Annotated in this window: 23 protein-coding genes and 2 pseudogenes; 5 read left to right on the top strand and 20 right to left on the bottom strand. The window is 56.6% G+C overall.

Annotation, left to right across the window (positions count from 1 at the left end):
- A pseudogene (locus B0G75_RS41685) lies at positions 1 to 320 on the bottom strand (EmrB/QacA family drug resistance transporter); the annotation flags it as partial.
- A gap of 482 nt (positions 321 to 802) precedes the next feature.
- On the opposite strand from B0G75_RS41685, the gene B0G75_RS36220 reads away from it, so the two are divergent.
- Complete coding sequence (locus B0G75_RS36220) at positions 803 to 1003, top strand: hypothetical protein (protein ID WP_106314529.1); 201 nt, start codon at positions 803 to 805, stop codon at positions 1001 to 1003.
- Positions 1004 to 1130: 127 nt separating this feature from the next.
- Here the strand turns inward: B0G75_RS36220 and B0G75_RS36215 are convergent, their stop codons facing one another.
- Together B0G75_RS36215 and B0G75_RS36210 are read right to left on the bottom strand one after the other, a co-directional pair.
- On the bottom strand, positions 1131 to 1682 hold the full coding sequence (locus B0G75_RS36215; protein ID WP_106314528.1) for a DUF4863 family protein: 552 nt from the start codon (positions 1680 to 1682) through the stop codon (positions 1131 to 1133).
- Between the two features lie 102 nt (positions 1683 to 1784).
- Positions 1785 to 2110: pseudogene (locus tag B0G75_RS36210) on the bottom strand (SDR family NAD(P)-dependent oxidoreductase); the annotation flags it as partial.
- 782 nt (positions 2111 to 2892) lie between these two features.
- Between B0G75_RS36210 and B0G75_RS36205 the strand changes: the two are divergent.
- Together B0G75_RS36205 and B0G75_RS36200 are read left to right on the top strand one after the other, a co-directional pair.
- A complete protein-coding gene (locus B0G75_RS36205) occupies positions 2893 to 3834 on the top strand; it encodes an aldo/keto reductase (RefSeq protein ID WP_106314527.1) in 942 nt (313 codons plus the stop codon).
- A 30-nt stretch (positions 3835 to 3864) separates the two neighbouring features.
- Positions 3865 to 4248, top strand: a complete 384-nt coding sequence (locus B0G75_RS36200) for a hypothetical protein (RefSeq protein WP_106314526.1) — start codon at positions 3865 to 3867, stop codon at positions 4246 to 4248.
- A gap of 371 nt (positions 4249 to 4619) precedes the next feature.
- Here the strand turns inward: B0G75_RS36200 and B0G75_RS36195 are convergent, their stop codons facing one another.
- The 6 genes from B0G75_RS36195 to B0G75_RS41895 all read right to left on the bottom strand — a co-directional run bounded on the left by B0G75_RS36195 (position 4620) and on the right by B0G75_RS41895 (position 9100).
- Positions 4620 to 5789: a zinc-dependent alcohol dehydrogenase gene (locus tag B0G75_RS36195; RefSeq protein WP_106314525.1), complete on the bottom strand. Its 1170-nt coding sequence runs from the start codon at positions 5787 to 5789 to the stop codon at positions 4620 to 4622.
- A gap of 147 nt (positions 5790 to 5936) precedes the next feature.
- Positions 5937 to 6374 carry a two-component system response regulator gene (locus tag B0G75_RS36190; protein WP_106314541.1) on the bottom strand — a complete coding sequence of 146 codons (438 nt, stop codon included), beginning with the start codon at positions 6372 to 6374 and terminating at the stop codon, positions 5937 to 5939.
- A gap of 139 nt (positions 6375 to 6513) precedes the next feature.
- Positions 6514 to 7395, bottom strand: a complete 882-nt coding sequence (locus B0G75_RS36185) for a formate/nitrite transporter family protein (RefSeq protein WP_106314524.1) — start codon at positions 7393 to 7395, stop codon at positions 6514 to 6516.
- A gap of 417 nt (positions 7396 to 7812) precedes the next feature.
- On the bottom strand, positions 7813 to 8187 hold the full coding sequence (locus tag B0G75_RS36175; protein WP_106314523.1) for a phage holin family protein: 375 nt from the start codon (positions 8185 to 8187) through the stop codon (positions 7813 to 7815).
- A 95-nt stretch (positions 8188 to 8282) separates the two neighbouring features.
- The gene (locus B0G75_RS36170) at positions 8283 to 8588 is read right to left on the bottom strand and encodes a CsbD family protein (protein WP_106314522.1); all 306 of its coding nucleotides are present in this window, start codon (positions 8586 to 8588) and stop codon (positions 8283 to 8285) included.
- Between the two features lie 275 nt (positions 8589 to 8863).
- Positions 8864 to 9100 (bottom strand): hypothetical protein, encoded by a 237-nt coding sequence (locus B0G75_RS41895; RefSeq protein ID WP_308705948.1) that lies wholly within the window; start codon positions 9098 to 9100, stop codon positions 8864 to 8866.
- A gap of 537 nt (positions 9101 to 9637) precedes the next feature.
- Here B0G75_RS41895 and B0G75_RS36160 point away from each other — a divergent pair.
- Positions 9638 to 9910: a DUF4148 domain-containing protein gene (locus B0G75_RS36160; RefSeq protein ID WP_106314521.1), complete on the top strand. Its 273-nt coding sequence runs from the start codon at positions 9638 to 9640 to the stop codon at positions 9908 to 9910.
- Between the two features lie 50 nt (positions 9911 to 9960).
- Here B0G75_RS36160 and B0G75_RS36155 read toward each other — a convergent pair whose 3' ends face one another.
- Positions 9961 to 11019 carry an ABC transporter substrate-binding protein gene (locus tag B0G75_RS36155; RefSeq protein ID WP_106314520.1) on the bottom strand — a complete coding sequence of 353 codons (1059 nt, stop codon included), beginning with the start codon at positions 11017 to 11019 and terminating at the stop codon, positions 9961 to 9963.
- Positions 11020 to 11519: 500 nt separating this feature from the next.
- On the opposite strand from B0G75_RS36155, the gene B0G75_RS36150 reads away from it, so the two are divergent.
- Positions 11520 to 11732, top strand: a complete 213-nt coding sequence (locus B0G75_RS36150) for a DUF4148 domain-containing protein (protein WP_106314519.1) — start codon at positions 11520 to 11522, stop codon at positions 11730 to 11732.
- 482 nt (positions 11733 to 12214) lie between these two features.
- On the opposite strand, the gene B0G75_RS36145 is transcribed toward B0G75_RS36150, so the two are convergent.
- The 10 genes from B0G75_RS36145 to B0G75_RS36100 form a co-directional block, all read right to left on the bottom strand.
- A complete protein-coding gene (locus B0G75_RS36145; RefSeq protein ID WP_106314518.1) occupies positions 12215 to 13468 on the bottom strand; it encodes an MFS transporter in 1254 nt (417 codons plus the stop codon).
- A gap of 13 nt (positions 13469 to 13481) precedes the next feature.
- Positions 13482 to 13937 (bottom strand): hypothetical protein, encoded by a 456-nt coding sequence (locus B0G75_RS36140; protein WP_106314517.1) that lies wholly within the window; start codon positions 13935 to 13937, stop codon positions 13482 to 13484.
- 105 nt (positions 13938 to 14042) lie between these two features.
- Complete coding sequence (locus tag B0G75_RS36135) at positions 14043 to 14546, bottom strand: alcohol dehydrogenase catalytic domain-containing protein (RefSeq protein ID WP_258194876.1); 504 nt, start codon at positions 14544 to 14546, stop codon at positions 14043 to 14045.
- A 54-nt stretch (positions 14547 to 14600) separates the two neighbouring features.
- The gene (locus B0G75_RS36130) at positions 14601 to 15752 is read right to left on the bottom strand and encodes a porin (protein WP_106314516.1); all 1152 of its coding nucleotides are present in this window, start codon (positions 15750 to 15752) and stop codon (positions 14601 to 14603) included.
- 280 nt (positions 15753 to 16032) lie between these two features.
- Entirely contained in the window at positions 16033 to 17094 is a 1062-nt protein-coding gene (locus B0G75_RS36125) for an ABC transporter substrate-binding protein (RefSeq protein WP_219908316.1), read from the bottom strand.
- Between the two features lie 71 nt (positions 17095 to 17165).
- On the bottom strand, positions 17166 to 18314 hold the full coding sequence (locus tag B0G75_RS36120; protein WP_106314515.1) for a cupin domain-containing protein: 1149 nt from the start codon (positions 18312 to 18314) through the stop codon (positions 17166 to 17168).
- Between the two features lie 78 nt (positions 18315 to 18392).
- On the bottom strand, positions 18393 to 19001 hold the full coding sequence (locus tag B0G75_RS36115) for a cupin domain-containing protein (protein ID WP_106314514.1): 609 nt from the start codon (positions 18999 to 19001) through the stop codon (positions 18393 to 18395).
- A 2-nt stretch (positions 19002 to 19003) separates the two neighbouring features.
- Positions 19004 to 19624: a cupin domain-containing protein gene (locus tag B0G75_RS36110; protein WP_246290676.1), complete on the bottom strand. Its 621-nt coding sequence runs from the start codon at positions 19622 to 19624 to the stop codon at positions 19004 to 19006.
- Positions 19625 to 19650: 26 nt separating this feature from the next.
- Positions 19651 to 20703 (bottom strand): ABC transporter ATP-binding protein, encoded by a 1053-nt coding sequence (locus tag B0G75_RS36105; RefSeq protein ID WP_258194875.1) that lies wholly within the window; start codon positions 20701 to 20703, stop codon positions 19651 to 19653.
- 78 nt (positions 20704 to 20781) lie between these two features.
- On the bottom strand, positions 20782 to 22518 hold the full coding sequence (locus tag B0G75_RS36100; RefSeq protein WP_258194874.1) for an iron ABC transporter permease: 1737 nt from the start codon (positions 22516 to 22518) through the stop codon (positions 20782 to 20784).
- Between the last annotated feature and the right edge of the window lie 66 nt (positions 22519 to 22584).

The raw sequence follows: 22584 nt of genomic DNA, 5'->3' as shown, positions 1-22584 counted from the left end.
ACGCCGAACCACGGCGCGAATACCATCGTGGCGACGTTGGTCGCCTCGAAGAGGGCGGTCAGCCATGTCCCGTCGTCACGTCCGATCGAGAACGCGCCGCGAATATCAGCGAGTGCAACAGCGGTGACCTGTTCGTTCAATATGGCCAGCAGTGACGCCAGCAGCATGCCGAGCAGGCCGATCGTGAGGCGCAGTGGTAGCTCCGCTTCGGCGGAAGTTTGCTGTACTGGGGTCTCTGTCGCGGGTACAGAGACAGGCGCTGACGATGGCGTAGGCTTCGGTTCTCCTGTTCCAGTTATCGGCGAGTTGGCGCTATTCATCATCATTCGGCCACCAGTATTTAAAGGGGCATTCCGTCGGAAAATTTCCCTGTCACGCCCAGCGCTCGCCAAGATTCCGGATGCTCCGCGAAGAAGCCCGATCCGACGAGCTTATGGTTTTTGCCGCGCTCATTCCAGCCGGCTTACTCACGTTTTGGTGCCACGAATGAGTTGATTTCATTCTAGGAGACAGGTCTGCTCTCCTGAAGTCAAAAAGGTCGCTCATCGATCCATTCCATTCACAAATCCAGCCATGTCACCACAGCAACAGGGACAATGCGCTCGCCGGGCAATGATGTTTTTCCATTCGGCCAACAGAGTAGACTCGGGCAAAGGTCTAACGGCGCGAGCCGCTGTTTTCCTGGCATGCTTTAGACACTCCCGGGCAATAGGGCATCGCGTCTGGCTAATGTGGATCCAGTGAAACCGAGGAATCGATAGGTCGCGCTTTATTTAAGCTTTGTCGACTGAGGAACTGATAAATGAAATTTTCGATGAAGAATGAAATCCGCTCCGACAAGGTATCAACAGTCGAATATGCGATGAAGACCGTCGACGCCGACGCAAAGGTCAACGTCGACATCGGCACGAAGAGGGCGAGCGTCGAATCACGGCTGATGCCGGAGAAGTTTCTTGTCGCGTTCGAAGACGAAAACTATGACGTGATCATCGTCGAAGCGTAGACAGACGCGAGACCGGATTCAATCGCAGCAGCTGGAGGGGGCCGTGGCTCGTCGCATGTCATGGTCAAGCGACTGGCTGTTCTGGACTAGCGGCGTCTGTCTTGTGGACAGCGCGCCGCTGAGCGCTTCAATGCTGCGGCGGTGTGACGTCGAACGCAATCCGCCCTGCGGGCAGGAGCGTGAGCGAGATGACAGCGCCGCCCTTGGTCTCCGGAAAGTGATGGCTTCCGGGTGCCGGCGCCGTCCAGCCGCCATAACACCAGCCGTTCGGACCTGCGAGCGCGGCGCCTTCATGAAGCGGGACCACCAGATTGAACTCGCCATACGGGTGCGAGTGATAGTCACCACGGAAGCTGCCTTCGGGGTTGTTCTGGATGTTATCCGTGCTGTCCATCAGCACCGCTGTAATGCTGAAGAAGAACGTCTCCGCGCAGGGCGCAACGAGTCGTGAGCGACGGTAACGCGGACCGGCAATCTCGGCGTCGGCGGCCCAGCCCTCATTCACGCCGAGAATAATCAGTCGCGACAGATCTCTGTACAACTCGCTTTCAATGCCATATTTCGCATTCAGCCATTGCTCGACCTCGGTGCTCGTGGTCATGTCCTTGACCTCTTCCAGCAAAGGAATAAAACGGGCGACGAGTTCGTCTTTGGTACTGGTGAATTGGGTCTGAGACATTCAGGTTTGTCCTTTGTTTAAGCGTCGTGCACGGCCGGCGTGAGGAGTACAGCGCCCACGTAGCAAGAGAGGGTTCATCGGCGTCTTGATGATCCCCGGCGCGAAGAAGCCCGCGACATTCACATTCATTACGGCGGCGTAGTTTTCGGCGGCGTATTGGGTGAAAGGCTTGCCGATGTAAATGCCGGCGTTGTTCACCAGCGTGTCGGTCTGGCCAAACCGTGCGACGCCTTCGGAAATGACACGTTGGGCGGTCGCTGGGTCACCGATATCGCCGGCGATGCAGAGGATGTTCGCGTCGTCGACGGCTTGATCGACCGTGCGGTCGCAACGATGCGGTACTCGAGCTTTCGTAATCCCTTCACGACTTCGGCGCCAATGCCTTGCGATGCGCCGGCAACGACGACAACATTGTCTGGTGTGTTCATGTCTTGCCCTGAAGAACGGCACAGTTCTGTGCTATGCGGTCCGCGCCAGTTTGCGCAAGACGAGCAATCTTTTGACTGCCAATGAGACCACTCTACGTTCTATGGGCTTTCACTGAGGCTTTAGCTGTGACGGTTTGGGGACATTTGGTGAGTATTTTCGGCCACCACGCTGATTTTTCCGGAATCCTGCTGTTTGCAAATTCGAACCGAGTCGCGACGCACGCACGCCGTGCTGACCTTGACCACGCAACAGTTGACCAATACTGAACAGTGCGTGTGCTTTGTTGCATGGGTGTAATCGCACCAGATACCTGCAGTACTTTGCCGGAATCCACGGCTGCCGCCCGGTGATTCATTTGCTACACTTGATCACGACGCGGACCTGTGTTGCGCCCGCGTCGAACCGGATGGTGCCAGCTGAATTGCGAATCGGCGCGACTCGATTTAACAGCTTCAATTTTCAGCACTGTCAACATCAATACGGCCTGCAAGAGAGAAGGTTGTCAGCGACACCGTTCTACTCGATTGGGTTGCCGAGCGACGCCGACTTCTCTGTCTAAGCTACGGTGTCGCGCCCGCCGCTGAAGCGACACTTCACATACCGTTAAGTGAGCAGACTCAGTGTAAGCAGTTCACGAATTCATCAGCGAGGAATCGCTATCGAAGCCGTGATCCGCCATGGCTACATTGATTTTTTTTCCGTTCATGGACCTTGCGCCGCGATTGCGGACTCAGGCGTCGGTCCTTCATTGCAGCGCATGAAATAGTGCGGAGGTGTCGCCATGATTGAGTCTTCCGATTTCCGGAGCAGAAAGATAGCGCTTAATCACGGAGGCGGTCGCATGCCCGCGCTCGGATTCGGCACCCTGATTCCCGATGCAGCGACGACTACCAGCGCTACCAGAGACGCACTGGAAGCCGGCTATCGACACTTCGACTGTGCCGAACGATATCGAAACGAGCGCGAGGTGGGCGACGCTTTGCGGGCAGGGCTTGCTGCCGGCGGGATCGCGCGCGAAGACATCTTCGTGACGACAAAATTGTGGAATTCCAATCATCGGCGCGAACGTGTCGAGCCGGCGTTCGATGCAAGCCTTGAAAGACTTGGGCTCGACTACCTCGATCTCTATCTGATACATACGCCGTTCGCATTCAAGCCAGGAGATGAGCAGGACCCGCGCGACGAAAACGGCGATGTCATCTACGATAAAGGCGTGACCTTGCTAGACACGTGGAGCGCGATGGAAGATCTCGTCGATCGCGGAAGATGCCGGGCTATCGGACTGTCCGACATTGGCCTGGACGAATTGCGGCCTCTCTATGAATCGGCACGAATCAAGCCGGCCGTGGTACAGGTCGAAGCACATCCGTATCTCCCGGAAACGGAGCTTCTGGAATTCTGCAAGGAGAACGGGATCGTGTTTCTGGCCTTTGCGCCATTAGGTCACGGAATCAGGCCGGGGCCGCTTGAGGATCCGGTCATCTTGCAGATTGCCGAACGAATTGGAAAGACACCAGCGCAGGTGCTGCTCGCCTGGGCGATCCAGCGTGGCGGAGCGTTGCTCACGACCCCCAGGACGGCGGTCCGCGCGCGAGAGAATTTCGATATCGCCGCGCTTCCCGCGGAGGCGTTCGACGAGATCGAGCGGATTGAGACGAGGCAGAGGTACAACGAAGTCGTCAAGACGGGTAGCCCCGGGTTTATTCCGCGGCGTCCGCAATAGATAGACGTGAACGGTATCCGGAGGCAAGCCATGCAGGAAGACAAGATACGTGAAGCCCTGAACGCGCACTGGCAAGCGTCGGCGGTCGGTGATCTCGACGCGGAACACGGTATTTACGACGATGATGCCATCTGTGACTATCCCCAGTCAGGGGAACGAATCATCGGGCGAAGCAACTTGCAGGCGCTGCGGAGTCATCATCCAGATAAGCCATCAGGCTTCAATGTCAGGCGAATCCAGGGAGAAGGTAATCTCTGGGTCACGGAGTACACCATCAATTATGAGGGGCGCACGGCTTACACGGTAAGTATCATGGAGTTCTGCAACGACAAGGTGATTCACGAGACCCAGTATTTTTCGGATCCCTTCGAGGCGCCGGGTTGGCGGAGTCGCTGGGTTCAGCAGATCGCGTGACGTCGCGAGAACAACTCTCAATGCAAACGCCCGCGTGGAATTCTGCCGGCCACGAACGCACTTGATCCAAGTGGGATGACAACCTACCTGCCACTAGCGAGACCTGGCCGAGTGACTGTGCCGAGGCCGACGTGGCAGCCCGGTCTCTGTCAGCAGGCTGAACGCCGGCTAACTCGCAAGCAATGGCCGCGACCGCTCACGGGAATGTCTTGATCGTCTGATCGCCGCAAGCGTGGCGCTGGCGACGCGGGCCGCCATGCCGACACGGTGGGCCGTTGACGAGACGGCGGCGGCCGCTTACCGAATAATGCCTCAGGCACGAACGAATCGGTGCCCGCCGTGAGCATCATGTACATCCAGCGGCCGCCGTCTCATGGCTTCAGTACCACCTTGATGCAGCCGTCTTCCTTGTCCCGAAACGTCTTGTACATGGCGGGGCCTTCTTCGAACGAGACCGTATGGGTGATCACGAAGGATGGGTCGATCTGTCCTTCCTGAATACGCTTCAGGAGATCGTCTGTCCAACGGTTGACGTGCGTTTGACCCATCTTCCAGGTAAGCCCCTTATTCATGGACGCGCCGAACGGGATCTTGTCGATGAGGCCGCCATATACGCCCGGCACAGATAGTATGCCCGCCGGACGACACACGTAGATCATCTCGCGCAAGACGTGTGGACGATCCGTCTCAAGCATGACGGCTTGCTTGACGCGGTCGTACATGGCGTCGAAGGAGCGGGTTGCATGAGACTCCATGCCGACTGCGTCAATGCATTTTTCCGGGCCTTTGCCATTCGTGAGTTCTTTGAGCCGATCGAGCACGCTCTCTTCATCGAAGTTGATCGTGATTGCGCCACCGGCCCGAGCCATGGCGAGCCGCTCCGGCACGCGGTCGATCACAACGACTTGCCTCGCGCCGAGGATTACGGCACTGCGGATCGCCATCTGACCCACCGGCCCCGCACCCCAGATCGCGACAGTGTCTTCGGGTTGGATATCGCAGTTCACTGCGGCTTGCCATCCGGTTGGGAAGATGTCGCCCAGGAAGAGCACCTGTTCGTCAGTCAGGCCATCGGGGATCTTGACGTGTGTGGTATCTGCCATAGGCACCCGCACATATTCCGCCTGCCCGCCGGGATAGCCTCCGGTCAGATGCGAATAACCGAACAGCCCGGCAGTCGTATGGCCGAATACCTTCTCTGCCTTTTCCTTGTTACGGTTACTGCGCTCGCATACGGAGAAATTGCCCCGCTTGCACTGATCGCATTCGCCGCAGAAGATGGTGAACGGTATGACGACGCGGTCGCCGACGCTCAGCGCCTTGTTGTCCTTGCCGACCTCGACCACTTCACCCATGAACTCGTGGCCCATGATGTCGCCGCTCTCCATCGTCGGCATGAACCCGTCGAAGAGGTGGAGATCTGAACCGCAGATGGCGCACGTGGAGACCTTGATGATCGCGTCGCGCCCATCTTCGATGATTGGGTCGGGGACTGTGTCGCAGCGGATGTCATGTTTGCCGTGCCAGCGTAATGCTCTCATTGGAAGCTCCCGGTAGACACGCACACCAGCGCTCGCATACGGCTGCATGCATGAGGCTGGCTCCTGAATGGCGCAATGAATATTCCTGCCTGCGGAAGATGTCATCGGCGCGGGCAGGTCGCCGTTTGATTCTCGTATCAGATGGGGTTAAGAAATGATCGCGGAAGTCACGGGTTGCCAGCGTGACATTGCACGGTCGGACCATAACGGGCGAAGCGTTTCACGCAACGGTCGCGAAAATAGCAACAGTGCTACAGTCGACTCCATCGCATCGAAATCTACGGGCTTGAGAAAGAACGCGTTCCAGAGCGGGGGCGTGTGTCGAAGCTGCATCTGCGCGGAAACCATAATTACCGGTATTGCCGTGAGGGCAGGGTAAAGCTTAAGACACCGACACAACTCGACCCCATCCATCTCCGGCATGCTGCAATCCGTGACAATGAGGTCCGGCAAATTTCTTCCAGCTTGTTCCAGCGCGGTCCTGCCGTTTTTGGACAAAAGCACACGATATCCGCGCCATTCCAAAGCCGCACTTAAAGCAGCCAGGATTTCTGGATCGTTATCGACGAGGAGGATGGTTGGCATGGGAAACGTCCGGAGCGTTTCATGAACCGGCGCAACAACCATGCCGCTACCGCGAGAACCCCTGCGGTTTCCCCACAATTACGGCGAATTCGAACATTGGCCGCGCACATTCGGCCCGTGTCGATTGGGTTCACGCGTTTTACCGCTCTCCGATCGCAGCCGGTTCGCTTTGGCGCTGCGGTTCCGACGCTGTTATCTCCGCCGCTATGGAGCCATGGTTAATGATTGCCACCAGCGAGATGCCGCCGATCATATTGCCAAGCAAGGTAGGCGCAAAAAATCCACGCAGATAATCCTGAATACTTGCCGCGCCGGTCATTACACCGTAGCTCGCTTCAACAGAGCCGGCAATGATATGTGAAAGCTTGCTGATCGCTACCACATAGGTGATCAATAGAATTGTCACGAGCCGGGCCGAGCGCGCACTGGGCAGTAACCAGACCATCAGCGCAATGAGCCAGCCGGCAAATACCGCGCGAACGACCGTCACCAGAAAGCTGCCAGAATACGGCTGCGTTGCCAGTGCACCCAGCGCCTTGACGACATTGTCGGAAAATACGCCCGGAATCTGCAGCATCGCAGCGAATATCAGCGTGCCGCCAATATTCGCCGACAGCACGAGTATCCAAAGCCGGGCGGTTTTCGCGACGGTTTTCAGGTCGCGACGCGTAAGGACCGGCAGTACGGCACTCAGCGTGCTTTCGGTGAATAGCTGCTGTTTGCCGAGAATGACGATGACAAAGCCGACTGTGTAACCGAAAGACGTGACGAGGAAGCGCCACGAGGTGTCGGGCAAAGAGCTTTCAATGACCGCCTGTGTCAGGAAAGAAAATCCCATCGACAGTCCCGCCGCCAGTGCGGACATAACAAGGGCCCCTGCCGTTCGGGCCATGGCGGCCTCACCTTCTTCTCTGACGACCTCGTGGATCACCAAGGCGCGAGGAGAGGCGTGTTGTGCTGCCTGTTTCTGCTCGCCGTCGTCGAGATGGGGAGAGTTGGAGCCTGTATCGGAACGGGGCATGCTTGGAATCCTGAAAAAGCGGGTTATCTTGCGGTGTCGCAGATTCTTTTCGGCGAACTGAGGGGGAGCATCGCCCCGAATGGTCGGCGTTGGCGACCAGTCGCGGCGATGCTCAGGCGGCCTTGAGTATTGCTTGGTGAATGATCCTGCCTAGCCAGGCCGTGATCCCTGATCGGGCGGCAATGCCAACCAGGCGCCGAGGTCCGAATGCTATGGCGGCAACGCTCAAAGCGAGGACCAACGTGACATGTGGCGCATCGGCTAGCGAGGCCAATATGCCGGCGGCAGGATGCCGGTTTCGATCGCGTGAGCCGGAGAGTGGCTGGGGCGTCCTGTTCGCTTCGACCAGCGCCGCGCGAGAGTCTGCCATTCGCGTCAGAATCGCGGTCTCCTGTTCTTTGTTGCTGATTGCGCGCTTCATTTGAGGGCTTCCCTAAGAGTATCGAGATCGCTCCGAATCTCAGTCTGGAGGATCTGCAGCGATCGTCCGGGCTTCTGCGAGCGAACGATGAGCAGAGCGGCGACGGACGCCGCAAGCCACATTCCTGCAACTCCCCACACCACTTGCAGGAAATAAGCGGTGCCCCAGGCAGTCGCGATGACCGCGATACACACGAACGACAGCGTGAAGAGGCCCGCCACGGCCAAGACTACGAGCGCGCTTAGTTCGCGTACCAGACGTTGCCGGGTTTCCTTAAGTTCAATCCCGAGCAGTTCACCGTAATCGGTAGCTCGCTCGACGCAGAATGCGCTGACGTTTCGCCACTTCGTGATTTTTGAGCGCACGGACATTACGAACTCCTCGGAGCAGGCACGTTTCGAAAGCACCAAGGTAGCCTTGCAATCGGGTGCATAACGAACGGTTTGATCTCGTTCAAGCCGAGACGTCAGCCACGACAATCCCGCTCTCTCCAGTTGCCGCTGTTGTTGTTGGCAACAGAGCGACTTGATGCATGCAACGCCCCGAAAATAAAGCCGATGCCGGCGGCGATCGCAAGCGCCGCAAGTGGCTTCTCCATGGTCGATTCGCGCACGACGTCCGTAAAATCTGCACAGAGTTGCCGCGCTTTGCCACTCAATTCCTTTGCGGTTCCGCCGATTTGCTCACCCGCGGTGTCGAGCAAATCCTTCCCTGCTGTCTGCACATCGCTTGCAACCTCAGCCACCGTTCTATCTCCGTTCGTCGTTTCCATTTTCTGATCCTCAAATGATTGCGCGCTTTCCACGCGAGAAAATTGTTCAACCGAAACCGTAAAGCATGCGATGCACGGGGGTGCAAAGGTCGGCGTTTATATAGCGTGCCAGTTAAAGCGCATGAACCGGGCCCGCCTAGTTCCTGCGAACGGAAACCATGAAGCTCGCGCTACGGCGCGTGCCGACGTATCGGCTGCCTGAGGTGCGTCGGCTTCGGCCTGCGGCCCCGACGCTTCAGCGGTGGCCGAAGCAATTGCGTCTAGTATCCGTTGCGTCAGCGAGCCTGCCATCGCGCCGCCTCCGCCAGCGGATTCGCCGCGGCGCCGACTGTTGCGCCGTTCGATGCGACGCTGCCGGTGGCACTCACCGTTGTCCCCACCAGGGACGCCGCGCCATAGACCACCATGAGAATCATGACCGCCCACGCCAGAAGGCCATGAAGCCAGCCGAGTACGGGAGCGCAACGGCCCGCGAAGTAGGAGCCGATAAAATCTGCGATGACCGTCGTCACGACCAGATAGGCTCTGGAGCCGAAACCAAATCCCTGGAGCGGATTAGGGCGAGAAAGGGGGGGCGAGGGCAGATGTACCAATCGCCGCGCCGAGCACGCTGAGGACAAGATAAATGGTCGGCGAGAGAATGACGCCGGCGATGATGGAATCCCATGAAGCGCGGGGCAGCCCGCCTTGGGAAGTGAGGAGTCGCATAAAATCGGAGACCGCTATGCCATCAATCGTGCAGGCATCGGCTTCACACGGATCGCAGGCCTCAACCAGCTACTCGAATCGTCCCGCGCCATCCTGTGTGCGACGAGGGCGACAGGTCAGCTTGGCGTCCCGACTCATTCAGGCAAGATTTTTTCACACGTCGCAAGCTTGAGGCCGCTCGCAACGATCTTTACGAGCCCTGTAGGACTGCAGGCTCACCGTTGGCGTTCCTTATATGGGAACGGCTTTCCAAATAGGCAACACCCCTTAGGTAAAAACCCGTATAATGATTTTCACGGGGTGCCCGGTGCGCCATCCACGAACCACTATAGAAATCTCATATGAAATCGCTCATCAATATGGCCTTCGCAGTCGTCCTTATCGCGCCGGTGCTGTCGCATGCTACCGAGTCGCTTACGCGCGCGCAGGTACGCGCGGAATTAATTCAACTGGAAGAAGCAGGCTACAACCCTGCCGATAACGGCGACTACCCCCACAACCTGAAGCACGCCCAGACTATCGTGGCGCAACAGAACGAAACTCGCACCGCGTACGGTTCGGATACCGCCGGTGTGTCGCAATCCAGCAACAAGACGCAATCGGGCGAAAAGTGAAAAACCTACCCTGAATCAGGGCAGGTTTTTTTGTTTAAGGAATGTGAACTCTAACCTAGAAACAGATGGTTAAAGAGGTCATTCCATTTATTGCGCTCGGCTGCTGACATCGCAGGATCGACAGGCGTTATGCGGCTATTCTGGAAAGGGGACGGGATATTCCGATGCGTCGGAACATAGTCCATATTCGCCAGAATTTTTTGCGCATCCATTGAGAGCATGTAATCGTAAAGCAACAGGCCCGCGGCCGGATGCGGTGCATGTTTGAACAGAGCAACGCCATTCGCTCGCGCCACCGCGGGCTGCAACAGGAACCAGTCGATAGGCGCATGTTTGCGCTTCGCCTGCATCGGCATATAGTTGTACGTCTCAAGCGCAAGCGGTACTTCGCCTGAGGCAACCATATTGTTCAGCAATGAGTTACCGTTGCGAACAGATACGCCATTAGTGGCAATCAATTCCTTGAAGAATGCGATGCCTTTTTCGGTACTCATCTGCTGACAAACGGTCGCAAACCAGTCGGAGCTCTTCGACTCGAGGCCGAGTTTGCCCTTCCATTTAGGCAATAGCAGATCGCTAAAGGAAGAGGGCAACTCTTCTTTCTTTATGGCATTCGTATTGTAAGACTGAACCCAAACAGACAGCAGAGTAGACGCCCACATGCGATGTTCCGGCACCGATCCCGGAATAAGGTCTGCGAACATAGGCGATGCAACGGGCTGTAACAGGTTCTCTCGCCGCAGATTATCCAGGAATGAAGAGCCGACATGCACGCTATCGGGCATATAACGACGGGCTCTCGCTTCTGAAACGGCGCGTTGCACGACTTGCTCATCCCCTGCGCGCCAGATGTTCACCTTGACACTGTATTTTTGCTCAAATGGACCGAATAACGGTTCAAGGTCCGATTTTGCGATCGTGGTGTAGAAATTCACTTGCCCTTCTTTTTTTGCTGCGGCGAGAATCCGGGCTGCGCGATCCGATCCGGTATAGTCGGCCAGTGCAAGATTAGGCGAAATTCCCTCGGCCGATCTGGCATGGATCGGAACGAATGCCGCGCTCGATGCGAGGCTCAAACTGGCTTTCAATATGGTACGTCGGGTAATCATCCTGTCTCCATGCTTGAAATAAGACGCCCCGAATATGGAAGCATTCAGGCCTGTAGTTTACGCATGCTCGTGCATCACTGATTCACACAAATCGTGCTCGGTTACTCGCCTGCTTTGATCAATGTACCCGGTGCATTGCGGCGTATGCCTAATCCAAGAGAGACGGGGACACGCCAACGATGATTCTTTGTTTACATCGCGATCCTGACGCCCACTTCGGCCTGGCTTTCCACCGAATCGGAAGTCAGAATCGACAACATTTAAGCGAGACCAAACGTTCGCCGGAAAGCACAGCGTATTTCGATTGCTTTAATAATTCACTCATTCCCAGGTTTTCCGATTTGACAACGCTAATTCCTTTCCTCGAGTTCGGAAACAACTCACGTCAATTGAAAGCTTATAAATCCCACTATGTGTAAATTAGTAATTTCCCCATGACCGCATATAATGTTTGTAGACTGAGTTGAGAAGTCCGACGTTCACACCTCAGAGGTAGGACCATGAAACCCCTGTTCAATGCTTTTTTCGCTGCTTTCATCCTCGTTCCAATGGTGTCGCATGCAGCCGACTCCATCACGCGCGCCCAGGTGATCAAGGAACTCGAACAACTGGAAGCAGCGGGCTACAACCCCGGTGTGGCTGAAGACAGCTATCCGGAGAATCTGGAGCAAGCGAAGGCAGTCCTTGAGCGGCAAAAGAACGACCTGAGCTGACCATGCAGGAAACGGTTACGCGATTGCTTGAGTGACGCCGCGCGCCTGGTCATACGAAAACACCGACGCCGTACCATGGCGTTTTGTACATCGCCATCACCAGGCCATTGCACCGATATCGGGCGCAACAGGCGCGCCGGTATTCGCATATGCTTGTTCAGGCAGATAGCTGGAGTATTGATGGAAAGAAGAATTCCTCCAGAAATAGCCCCGATTGTTCAATAGCGCATTGCCGCCATACAAAAACTTTGCGGGACATCACGAAGAGTCAGGCGCGCATGCCGGTGTACTCATGACGCGCACTGGCTACGAGCGTCGAACGTCGTCTCGAGATTCATCCCGCGTTGCTTTCCGCGGCAACTGCCGTTATCTGTTCGCGCTTTTTGGACGACTTGTGTCGGCGACTCTTAACGTCCCGTTTATCCGGTTAAAAAAAGAGGACCAAAGGCACCCCGATCGACACCAGAAGAAGCCCCGGCGAATCAGGCTGAGGCGCCCGCCATGAGTGCGGCACGCTTCGGGTCTCGTTGTTCGGGATACACGTATGGCCCGAGACGCATGATGGAGACCACGGCGATCGAAACAAAACCAGAAAACGTCCAGAGGGCGATCCGGTAGGAGTGTGTGAGGTCGAACGATAGCCCGGATGCGAAGATCATGATGCCGGCGCCCCATCCCCACGCCATCCACATCGCACCGCTGACGCGTCCAAACAGGCGCAGGTCAAAGTAGCGGCTTACGATGAACGTAATGATGTCTGCTTCCGCGCCGATCGAAATGCCGACCAGTCCAGCGGCAATCATTGCGGTGTAAGAGGTTGCACCCGATGCGAGAATGAGCACACCGATAAGCGTCAGTGCGAACGACATCGCAGCACAATAGGGTGCGTGAACCCGATCCATCAACCAGCCAGCGAACAGACGGCCTACCGCCGATGTAGAACCAGCGATCGACAGCATCGTTGCAGCAGCCGTTACCGATTCGCCTCGATCGGTCATCATCGGTACGAACTGCGAAAGCAACGCAAGCAGCACACCGGAGACACAGAAGATCGAAAGTCCCAGCAGACGGAACGTGCGATCGTTGAGGAAAAGTGCCCAGAGCGATGGTAGTTCGCTTCTCGCTTCACGCGTTTTACGCACAAGCTCTTCGTCGACGCCTGGCGGCATTTTGACGAGGAAGTAGAGCGCGGGAACGGAAAAAACGACCATCGACGCAGCGACGCCAAAATAGCCGGCACGCCATCCGAAGTGCATCAGCAGGTAACCCGCATAGTGCGGCATGACCATCGCGCCTACTGCCGTACCGCCGACCATCAAACCCAGCGCCAGACCGCGCTGACGATCGAAGCGCGCACAGATTACTTTCGCATAGGGCAGCGCGTTCGTGCTCGGCGCGAACAGACCGACCGCAAGGAATGCCAGTGCGAATACCCATGGAGACGCCGGCAACACGCCCACGAGCGCTGTGGACGCCGCAAACAGAATCAGAAATAGCAGGGTAGGACGTCGCACACCCATTTTGTCGATGAGCGATCCGAGAAGGATCGTTCCCGGTCCCATCGAAAATTCGAAGACAGTCAAGCCGAGCGAAACCTGTGCGCGGCTCCAGTGATTCTCCGCAGCGATCGGTTTGATAAACATCCCGAACATGAATGCCGACAACACACCTGCACCGACAGAAAGACAGACCGCACCGCCGAATACCGTCCACCATCGATTGATATCGCGTTTCAAAATATTCTCCTTGCTACGCGCCAAGTGCAGAAAGCAGATCGTCAAGATAACCGGCGTTCGTCGGAAGAACCATCATCGTACTGTAAGGACGCAGCATCTCGGCTGTGCCGCCAGATTTCTTCTCGGAGGGGCTGATTACGACGGACACGCTGACGCCATTCATGCGATATGTCTTCGCTGCGACCGCAATCGCTCGAGCATCGTCACCTTCACGGCCCGAAATCACGACGGTATCGGGCGTACCGAGCCATCCGTTTAGCGCATCAGGGTTCAGGCCAGCGTGCGCATCCAGGCGCTGCAAAAGTGCGGCGAAATCGCTCGCCATCGAAAATTCCACACTGGTATAGGTGCGGCACTTTGCGACTTCCGGATCGTTATCCGTCAACGCGATCACGCGAACGCGCCGCGGCGAGGAATTCGGAGTCTGAATTCTGTAACGAACTTCGGATGGGGTCTGGTAATCAGGCATAGCTTACTTCCGCTGATTGATCGTCATGTGAACTGCACCGTCCACACCTTCGCCCTGCAAGGTGCAAGGCGAAGTCCGGTTTATCGCGAGCGAATGTGGGCGTACTCATCGCAGATAAGCCCATTCGATGCCGTTGCCCGGAGGTACGGCGATGCTGCGCATTTTGGTGCGACGCTGGACGGCACCCAGTGAAGTCCGGTGTTCAACTGCAGACACTAGTAATGATTGAAATCGCCCCAGAAAGAGGGGGGCGTACGCGGTCCTGTCGCACAGGCGAAATTCGTTCGACAGACGATATTCGCGGTGACCGCGGCGTACATACTCTTCGAGCGCTGCGTAGTCACCTTCTTTGAGGCCCGATCGTGCCTTTGCCAGCTCGCCGGCTTCCTCGATATGACCGGCCGTCTCACGCCCGAGAATCAGCGGGCCACGGCTTTGTGGCAGCGTCCTGCTGTACGGACCATCGCTGCCATATACACCCGTGATGGCGACGCACAGCAATCCGGTCGAGGACGTAATAGCGGTTTGATCGAACGCCTGGATTTCCGTGCGAGACGGTCCAACTGCAACCGCAGCCTTGAAGGTGCCTGGGTGAAGAGTTGCGTTCATCAGATTTCGTTCAAAAGGCGGGGGCGCTCTTGATGCGAACCCCCGCGCCGCTGCCTAGAAGCGATGCCGCAGCACGAGTTTCACTGCGATCTGGGTCGGTGTGGTCGAGGCACCGAGAGATCCGATTGTCGCGACCGCCGCCTTGCCGGTCGAATCGATACCTGTAGCGTGCTGCCAGATCCCGCTAAGCTGGATATCAGTGGCCTTGGAAAGGAAGTAATCCGGACCAAAATTGACCTGGCTGTAGTGTGCCGCCCTGCCGGGCGCACGCACTGTCGTATAGTCGTAAGCAGCGGCGACCATCAACGTCGGCACGATGCGATAACGAATGTTGCCTTCATAGCTGCTGAGCGTAGCCGACCCCGTATTTGGAGTCGTGGAGGTCCTCAGCATGTCACTAAAGACCGTGCGCGTGTAGACTAAACTGACCTGACCGCCAGTACCGAACCGGTAGCCGATACCCGCCCCGAAAATCGACTGGTTATTCGCAGACTGAAAGCCACTGAATGAAGGCGATTTGCCCGGTGACTTGAAAGTCCGATCAGTGGGATCTACCGTGCTGTCGTAGACCGACACAGCAGGGTCGTTGATATTCTCGTACGCAATCGCGCCGAGGATAGGACCCGAATCGTAGCTCATAGCCAGTTGGTACCGGCGATTTATGGCAAAGTTACCCGGCGCCCCGCCCAGCGCGAACACCCCATCGAATTTGAAACCCGCGAACTTTGGCGAGATATAGCGAATCGAATTGTCCCACCGGAAATTTGCGTTCAGGTTATCGAAATCGCCCTGGTGGCTCCCGACCCACGCCCAGATACCGGTTGCTGCCAGGCGCTCGCCAATATCATCATGCATCGCGTCGTATTGTCGGCCCATAGTAAGGCGGCCATACTGCGTTTGCAGACCCATCCACGCGGACCGGCCGAACAGGCGTCCACCTTGCGAAAGCGTGCCCGCCGATGCGTCGAACCCGTTCTCCAGATCGAATATCGCCTTCATGCCGCCGCCAAGGTCCTCGGTGCCACGCAGACCCCAGCGACTACCATTGGTTTGGCCTTTGACCATACCGATGACCGAGCCGCCACTCTGATTGTTGATGTAGTTGATCCCTTCGTTGATGATGCCGTACAGCGTCACGGAGCTTTGAGCGTGTGCAACGCTGGCGAGGGCAGGGAAAACTATCAGCGGAAGCAATTTTGTTTTCATATGTCTCCAATCCTGACTTTAAATGACAACCGATCTATATCCGGCTGTTCCTTGCATGCAAACTCGCCGTAGTCTGCCTGAACAAATCGCACAACTAATAAAGAAATGCTATTTGTACCGGCGCTGGAATGACTACGGCACTGCATTCGATATGTGATGCGGCGTTGACCGGATGCCGCTCTCGACTTCAAAGCGCTAACGTGTCGCCTCAAAACAGAACTGCTGTATTTTGAGCCGAGGATCAGACAGGCGGCGACACTTCCTGCCCCGGCATTCCTTATTACGTGCCGTTGAAAACGCTATCGAACAACGCCTGGCTTTTTGCCTGGTTGTCGATGATGTCCTTGTTCGAAATGATCTGCATTGCCACGTCCGGCAGCTTGCGCTTGACCGTCGTGTTCGTCACAGCCATATCGTGTGCCGCATACATGGCCTGACCATCGGTGAGGAGGAAGTCATAGAACAGGACCGCTGCATTCGGATGCCTGAGCATGTGCGCGACGCCGACACCGTTCGGCTGGGTGATAGCCGGTCCGATTGAAAACCAGTCGATAGGTGCACCGGCTTCCTTCATGGACTGGACCTTGTAGTTGTAGATGCCGAAGGCCATCGGCACGTCGCCCGAGGCGACCAGATTCGCTACGAGCGTATGGCCGCGACGCACCGACACGCCATTTTTGGCAACGATCTGCTTGAACAGGTCGATACCCGGTTGGCCGCCGAGATTGTGCACCGTTTCCGCGAACCATGGCAGCGAGTCCTGGCCTTCCACGCCGAGCTTGCCTTTCCACTTCGGATCGAGCAGATCCTTGTACGTCTTCGGAAGATCGGCCTTTTTGATCAGGTTCGTGTTGTACGCGACGGTGAACACGTTCAGGCGCGTCGCGGTCCACGCGTTGTTGTCCTGAATTGCAGCGGGAATCAGCGATTTCAGAACCGGCGAACTGATCGGCTGCAACAGCTTTTCGCGATACATCGCTTCCAGCTGCGGGCCGTTGGTTTCGAACACGTCGGCTTCGTGGCGACCGGCACGGCCCTCCGAAATGGCGCGTTGCAGAATGCCGGAAGCGCTCGCGCGCCAAACAGTCACGTGTACGCCGTATTTCTGCTCGAACGCCCTGATGACCGGATCGAAATCATCAGGCGGCAGGGAGGAGTACACCGTCAGTTTGCCTTCCTCCTTCGCCCCGGCGACCAGTTTTTGCATGCGATCTGCGCCGCTGTATTGTGCGACAGGTTCGCTCGATACATAACCAGCCGCGAAAGCCGGACTAGAACCCATGAACGTCAGCGTCGCACTGAGCAGTCCAGCAGTTGCTGCAAGGCGGAAAATCTTGTTCATCACCTCTCTCCGAAGTGTTTGTTATAGCCGGGTACGTCAAATGACATACCCAGCCTTTCAGCCGTGCGGATTTAACCGTTCAACGGCAGAGATTCACCAATCGGGTTTGCAAGCGCCGGCAGCGTTTCCAGTTCCTTCGCGTACGCGCCATCCATCTGCATCGCGAGGCCGATCTTTTCCAGTTCCGAGGAGAACGTCGAACGAATAACCGGACTTTCGTCCGCGTAGTCGATCTGGCAGCCGCCGATGCGACGCGAAATCCACGCCTTTGGCACGCCTTGCGAATTGCGCTGCGATACGACTTCGTGCTTGAGGGCGAGGTAACGCGAAGGATTCGGGTTCGTGTTGAAGTGCTGGTGGAACTCGCCGTTGGCCGGCGTGATCAGCGAACCGGCTTGCCAGTCGTAACGCTTCGGTTCTTCGCCTTCACGCCACATCATCGAGTAGCCTGAACCGCTCATGATGATGACGTGCGCGCCAGGACCGTGCGAGTGCGCTTTCTTGTACGTCGAGGTAGGGAACTGCGAAATGTGGCTGTTCTGCGAACCGCGCGCCATATTGAAGCGGATATGACCGCCGCCGGCACCACGTTCAGCTGCGCTGACCAGCGGCAGGTTCACGGCGTCGGCGACGAAATTCGTGTCCATCAGCAGACCTTTCTGTTCGCCGCCGTTAGCGAAATAGTCGGGCTCGCCGTTGAAACGGTTCTTGAAATCGTACGCGGTGCCGAAAATGAAATCGATGTCTTCGAGCGCGTTGATCGTGGGAGGGCCGTTCGTGACCGCGACGAAACGCGCGGCGTCCTTGCCAGACGTGTTGTAGTGCGTGTGCCAGCAGTTCAGCGGGATGGCGAAGAGGGCACCGGCTTGCCACTCGAATGTGACTTCCGCGCCTGCTTCGTTGCGAACAGTCGTCGATCCCCGGCCGCTCAGGACATAGATCATTTCTTCAAACAACTGGCGCTGCCGTGCGAGCGATTTGCCCGGCGGAATCTCGCAGACGTAGCAGTCGTTCGACGTGCGCGACGCTTCGTGATTGATGTAGACGCCCTTGCCACCACGACGCGCCCAATCTTTCAGATCGACCGTACGCAGGTCCTGAATGTAGTGACCGTCGATGATGTCCAGCCCTTGCTGAGCGATCCAGCGCGTATAGGCCGTTTCCTTCTCGGTAGCGAATTTCTTCGCCATGTCCTCGGAAACAACTGCGTTCTTGCTCATTTACTTCTCCATTCAATGCTTGTTTCGTACACGACAAGATAGCCCGCAGACTGGCAAGCTAACTGATTCGGGCACTCCTTAGACGGTTGCCGTGTTCTTCAGGTATTCGCGAATCTTCTCGGCCGTGAGCGTCACGGCCGGATCGTATTCCGGCGCGTCTTCGAGTTGCTGCAGATCGTTGAGACCGCTCTTCCAGAAAATGCGGTTGATAGCAGAAATCAGGCGCACCGGGCGATCCGGATCTGCGTTGAAGTGCTGGTGTGCGGTACCGGGCGGAATGTAGATCACGTCGCCAGCTTCCCATTCGAAGCGCTTGACTTCCCCGACCGGTTTCCACGCGTACTGATCGACGATTTCGACATCGTAGTCCTGGTGCAGGTCATAGCCACGACCTTCGAGCACGTACAGGCACTCTTCTGCCAGGTGACGGTGCTTGCCCGACTTGCTGCCTGGCGGAATGATCTGCATGTAGGCGTCGACCGTCTCCATGCGCGTGTTCATGCCTTCGTTCAGCAGGTGCTTGAGCAGGCCTTGACGAGACATTTCCCACGGCATGTTCTCAGGCCGCACGATCTTTGCGCGCTTGGCGTTACGTTCCGAGGCCTGTTCAGCGTTTTCCAGCAGGTCCTTGTAAAGCGTGCGATTCTCTTCGCCTGCAAGCCAGTTTCCGGATTCAGTCCATGCCATGATCAGTAGCCTCCTTCCGGATGATTGAAATCAGTTTCTTCCATACGTGCGACGAAACCGGCACCGGTCGGCGACGGCTCGTCAGGCCGAGGCTCAACGGTCTTTTGAAACAGCATGTTCATGAACATGAACATCGGCTTCGTCTTGATGACGAGCGCACGTGCAGGCTTGTCCAGGCTGCGGTTGAAGTGCTGGTGCACGCAATTGTTGTGGACAATCGCGATGTCACCGGCCTCCCAGTCGTAGCGGATGCCGTCGTGCACTTCGTAACCGATGCCGTCGAGGATGTAGAACGCCGCTTCGTTCACGTGGCCATGCTTCTGCGAATGACCGCCCGGCGCGTATTCTTCCAGATGGATGTGGAACGTCTGCGTGATGCCGTTCTTCGGCTGCACATAGTGGCGGCTGAAGGTTTGCGGTCCCTTGCTGAACTTGACTTCTTTGCCTTTACGCACGCGCGGAACGGAACGCAGACGCTCCAGTTCTGTATTCAGGTTGTACGCGCCTTCGATGCCACGCACGAATACGCGATTCTTCACATTACCAGCGGCGCTGTGATGCGATTCTTCAGCGCGCTGATCTTCCTCATACATCGCGTTCGTGTCGATGTTTGTTTCAGCCATAGTGCCTCCTTGTTGATACAGCGAATTTACTGCGGGTTCAACGCGATACAGCGGGCTGGATCAATCGTGACCCAGATCTTCGCGCCAACCGGCTCGCGATGCGACGGATGCGCACGGGCGAGCAAAATCTGTTCACCGACTTTGACCTGCAAATCAAGCGTTTCACCAAGGAATACTTTGGAATAGACGGTACCTTCGAACACATTGCCGTGCTCGATCGTCGGTTTGCTATCGAAGATTTCCAGGTTCTCCGGGCGCAACGACACTACGGCTTTTGCACCAACATTCATGCCCTCACTGTGGTCCACCGTGATCGGACCGATGGCCGAATCAACGGTCAACTTCTGACCATCCGTATTTCGGACAGTGCCATCGACAAAGCTCGTCGTGCCGATGAAATCCGCCACAAACCGGTTGGCCGGCTGTTCGTAGATGTCGCGAGGGCGCGCCTTCTGGATGATGTGGCCGTCCTTCATGATCGCGATTTCATGCGACATCGCGAGGGCTTCTTCCTGGTCGTGCGTCACGTAGATCGTCGTGACTTTCAGCTCACGTTGCAGACGCTTGAGTTCGAAACGCATCTTGTCGCGCAGCTTTGCGTCGAGATTCGACAGCGGCTCGTCGAGCAAGAGCAATTTCGGCTCCATCACGATCGCGCGGGCGAGTGCCAGGCGCTGCTGCTGACCGCCGGACATCTTCGTTGCATCACGATCTGCTGCATGATCGAGGCCGACTGCGGTGAGGGCGCGCATTACCTTGTCGGCAATCTGCCGCTTCGTCAATTTCTTCGTGCCGACTTCAAGCGGAAAGCTGCAATTCTTGAACACGGTCATGTGCGGCCAGATGGCGTACGACTGGAATACCATGCCAAACTGACGTTTGTTCGGCGGCACGAAGGTCTTGCGATCAGCATCGAAGACGGTCACGCCGTTCGCCGTGATTTTGCCGCCGTCGGGTTTTTCAAGACCCGCGATCGAGCGCAGGGTAGTGGATTTACCGCACCCGCTCGGGCCAAGCAGCGTGAATAGTTTGCCTTCAGGAACCTCGAAACTTACATTTTCAATGCCCGCGACTTTCACGCCATGACTGTCGAGATACACGGTGTTTAGATTCTGAATATTCAGCATTGTCGTCTCAATAATTTCTGTAACGGGAATTCAGACCGATTTCACGCCGAATTTGCTGCCCACCCACTGCGCGAACGATACGAGCGCGAGCAGACCAATCACGAACATGACGCTCAATGCCGACAGTTCGACGTATTGCCCGTTTTGCCATAGCTCCCACACCACGACGGAAATCGTTTCGCTACCGGGGCTGTACAGTAGGATCGAAGCGGACAGTTCACGAATCGATACGATGAACACGTAAATCCAGCCGCCCATCAACCCCGGTTTAATCAGCGGCAAAACGATACGAAAGAACGTCGTGCCCCAGCCGGAACCACACATTTCCGCAGACTCTTCCAGTTCCTTGGACAACTGAACCATCGAGGTTTGGGTATAACGCATGCCGTAGGGCATGAATCGTGTGACGTATGCGATCAGGAGAATCCACAACGTGCCGTAGATTCCGATGTTCACGTTCAGGAAGAAGATCATGAATGCCAGACCCAACACCAGACCCGGAAACACCATCGGAAGCGAGGCAAGGTTATCAAGCAGCCAACGGCCCTGAATCTTCGTTTTGATCACGATCCAGCACACGATTGCGGAAAGCAGCATCACACCCGTTGCGCACGAAAACCCGAGAAGCAAACTGTTACCGACGGCTTCTTTCAGTTCCGGATAGCGGAAGATGTAGCGGTACGAATCAAGCGTCAGATGCCGCAGAGCTTCCATAGACGGCGGCGCATAAAACTTCTGGAAAGACGACCACAGCAGTACAAGCAGAGGCAGCACCACAATCACAAGCGCGTACAGCACAAAGATTGCCGCGGTGAGATAGCGCCAGGGTCCGAGGTCGATTGCGCGTGCACGGAACGCTTTGCCGGTGACCGTCGTGAATCTGCCGCCTTTGGCAAGCAAGCGGCTCTGGATAAAGATGCCGACCGAAGTGATGAGCAGCAGGATGGTTGAATAAGAAGCGGCCAGCCCAGTCGGCGTCGGATATTGCTGCAATGCCTCGTAAATTGATGACGTGAGCACCTGAATTTTTACCGGCAGGCCGATCAGTGCAGGCACCTCGAACGATTCGACGGCCCGCACGAAGAGGATCAGTACCGTCGAGACAATTGCAGGCACAGCAAGGCGAAATGTGATGCTGAAAGTTGTCTTGAGCACTCCAGCGCCGCTCATGATGGCGGATTCTTCGAGCGACGGGTCCATGCCACGAAACGCTGCCGACATCAGCAGGAAAGCCATGGGGGAATATTGCAATCCGTCAATCCAGATCATTCCGCCCATGCTGTAGATGTTGAACGGCGGATGCGAAAGACCAAACCAGTGCATCAGCGCTACGTTCAGCACGCCGATTTTTGGACTGGCAAGCAGAATCCAGGCAATCGTGAAGAGGATCGCCGGATTGATGAGCGGAACGACCGTCACGACCGAAAAGAATTGGCGTAAAGGGGTATTGGTACGCTCGTTGATCCAGGCAAGACCCGAACCGATAACGAACGAAACGAGTGCGGCACCAATGGCGAATTCCACCGAATTGGCGAAAGCCGACCAGGAGTCGGCGCTACCGAACGCAATCCGGTAATTGTCGAGGGTAAATACCGAAGGCGTATCTGCACCCTGCGGCGTCATGAAACTCTGCCAAAGCAGGAAGCAAAGCGGGATCAGCGCCAGTACCGCGACGATGAGAATTGCGGTGCCGACCACCAGCCATTTTGAATCGTGCCGCTTCCAGAATCGGGGCGGTGTATTGGTGACATCAAGTTGAAGCTCCACCAACTCTCTCCTCACGTAACTTCATTTCGTGTGTTCCTATATGCAGAACGGCGTTTCTATATGCAG

The organism is Paraburkholderia sp. BL18I3N2 (assembly GCF_003001875.1).
GTDB classification, from domain to species: Bacteria; Pseudomonadota; Gammaproteobacteria; order Burkholderiales; family Burkholderiaceae; genus Paraburkholderia; species Paraburkholderia phytofirmans.
The sequence above is the reverse complement of the archived record's forward strand: the minus strand, read 5'-3'. Positions and strand labels throughout refer to the sequence as shown.

Bases quoted from the DNA above. Each gene is read 5' to 3' on its own strand.
- B0G75_RS36220 (WP_106314529.1), top strand. From the start codon at position 803: ATGAAATTTTCGATGAAGAATGAAATCCGCTCCGACAAGGTATCAACA.
- B0G75_RS36215 (WP_106314528.1), bottom strand. From the start codon at position 1,682: ATGTCTCAGACCCAATTCACCAGTACCAAAGACGAACTCGTCGCCCGT.
- B0G75_RS36205 (WP_106314527.1), top strand. From the start codon at position 2,893: ATGATTGAGTCTTCCGATTTCCGGAGCAGAAAGATAGCGCTTAATCAC.
- B0G75_RS36200 (WP_106314526.1), top strand. From the start codon at position 3,865: ATGCAGGAAGACAAGATACGTGAAGCCCTGAACGCGCACTGGCAAGCG.
- B0G75_RS36195 (WP_106314525.1), bottom strand. From the start codon at position 5,789: ATGAGAGCATTACGCTGGCACGGCAAACATGACATCCGCTGCGACACA.
- B0G75_RS36190 (WP_106314541.1), bottom strand. From the start codon at position 6,374: ATGCCAACCATCCTCCTCGTCGATAACGATCCAGAAATCCTGGCTGCT.
- B0G75_RS36185 (WP_106314524.1), bottom strand. From the start codon at position 7,395: ATGCCCCGTTCCGATACAGGCTCCAACTCTCCCCATCTCGACGACGGC.
- B0G75_RS36175 (WP_106314523.1), bottom strand. From the start codon at position 8,187: ATGTCCGTGCGCTCAAAAATCACGAAGTGGCGAAACGTCAGCGCATTC.
- B0G75_RS36170 (WP_106314522.1), bottom strand. From the start codon at position 8,588: ATGGAAACGACGAACGGAGATAGAACGGTGGCTGAGGTTGCAAGCGAT.
- B0G75_RS36160 (WP_106314521.1), top strand. From the start codon at position 9,638: ATGAAATCGCTCATCAATATGGCCTTCGCAGTCGTCCTTATCGCGCCG.
- B0G75_RS36155 (WP_106314520.1), bottom strand. From the start codon at position 11,019: ATGATTACCCGACGTACCATATTGAAAGCCAGTTTGAGCCTCGCATCG.
- B0G75_RS36150 (WP_106314519.1), top strand. From the start codon at position 11,520: ATGAAACCCCTGTTCAATGCTTTTTTCGCTGCTTTCATCCTCGTTCCA.
- B0G75_RS36140 (WP_106314517.1), bottom strand. From the start codon at position 13,937: ATGCCTGATTACCAGACCCCATCCGAAGTTCGTTACAGAATTCAGACT.
- B0G75_RS36135 (WP_258194876.1), bottom strand. From the start codon at position 14,546: ATGAACGCAACTCTTCACCCAGGCACCTTCAAGGCTGCGGTTGCAGTT.
- B0G75_RS36130 (WP_106314516.1), bottom strand. From the start codon at position 15,752: ATGAAAACAAAATTGCTTCCGCTGATAGTTTTCCCTGCCCTCGCCAGC.
- B0G75_RS36125 (WP_219908316.1), bottom strand. From the start codon at position 17,094: ATGAACAAGATTTTCCGCCTTGCAGCAACTGCTGGACTGCTCAGTGCG.
- B0G75_RS36120 (WP_106314515.1), bottom strand. From the start codon at position 18,314: ATGAGCAAGAACGCAGTTGTTTCCGAGGACATGGCGAAGAAATTCGCT.
- B0G75_RS36115 (WP_106314514.1), bottom strand. From the start codon at position 19,001: ATGGCATGGACTGAATCCGGAAACTGGCTTGCAGGCGAAGAGAATCGC.
- B0G75_RS36110 (WP_246290676.1), bottom strand. From the start codon at position 19,624: ATGGCTGAAACAAACATCGACACGAACGCGATGTATGAGGAAGATCAG.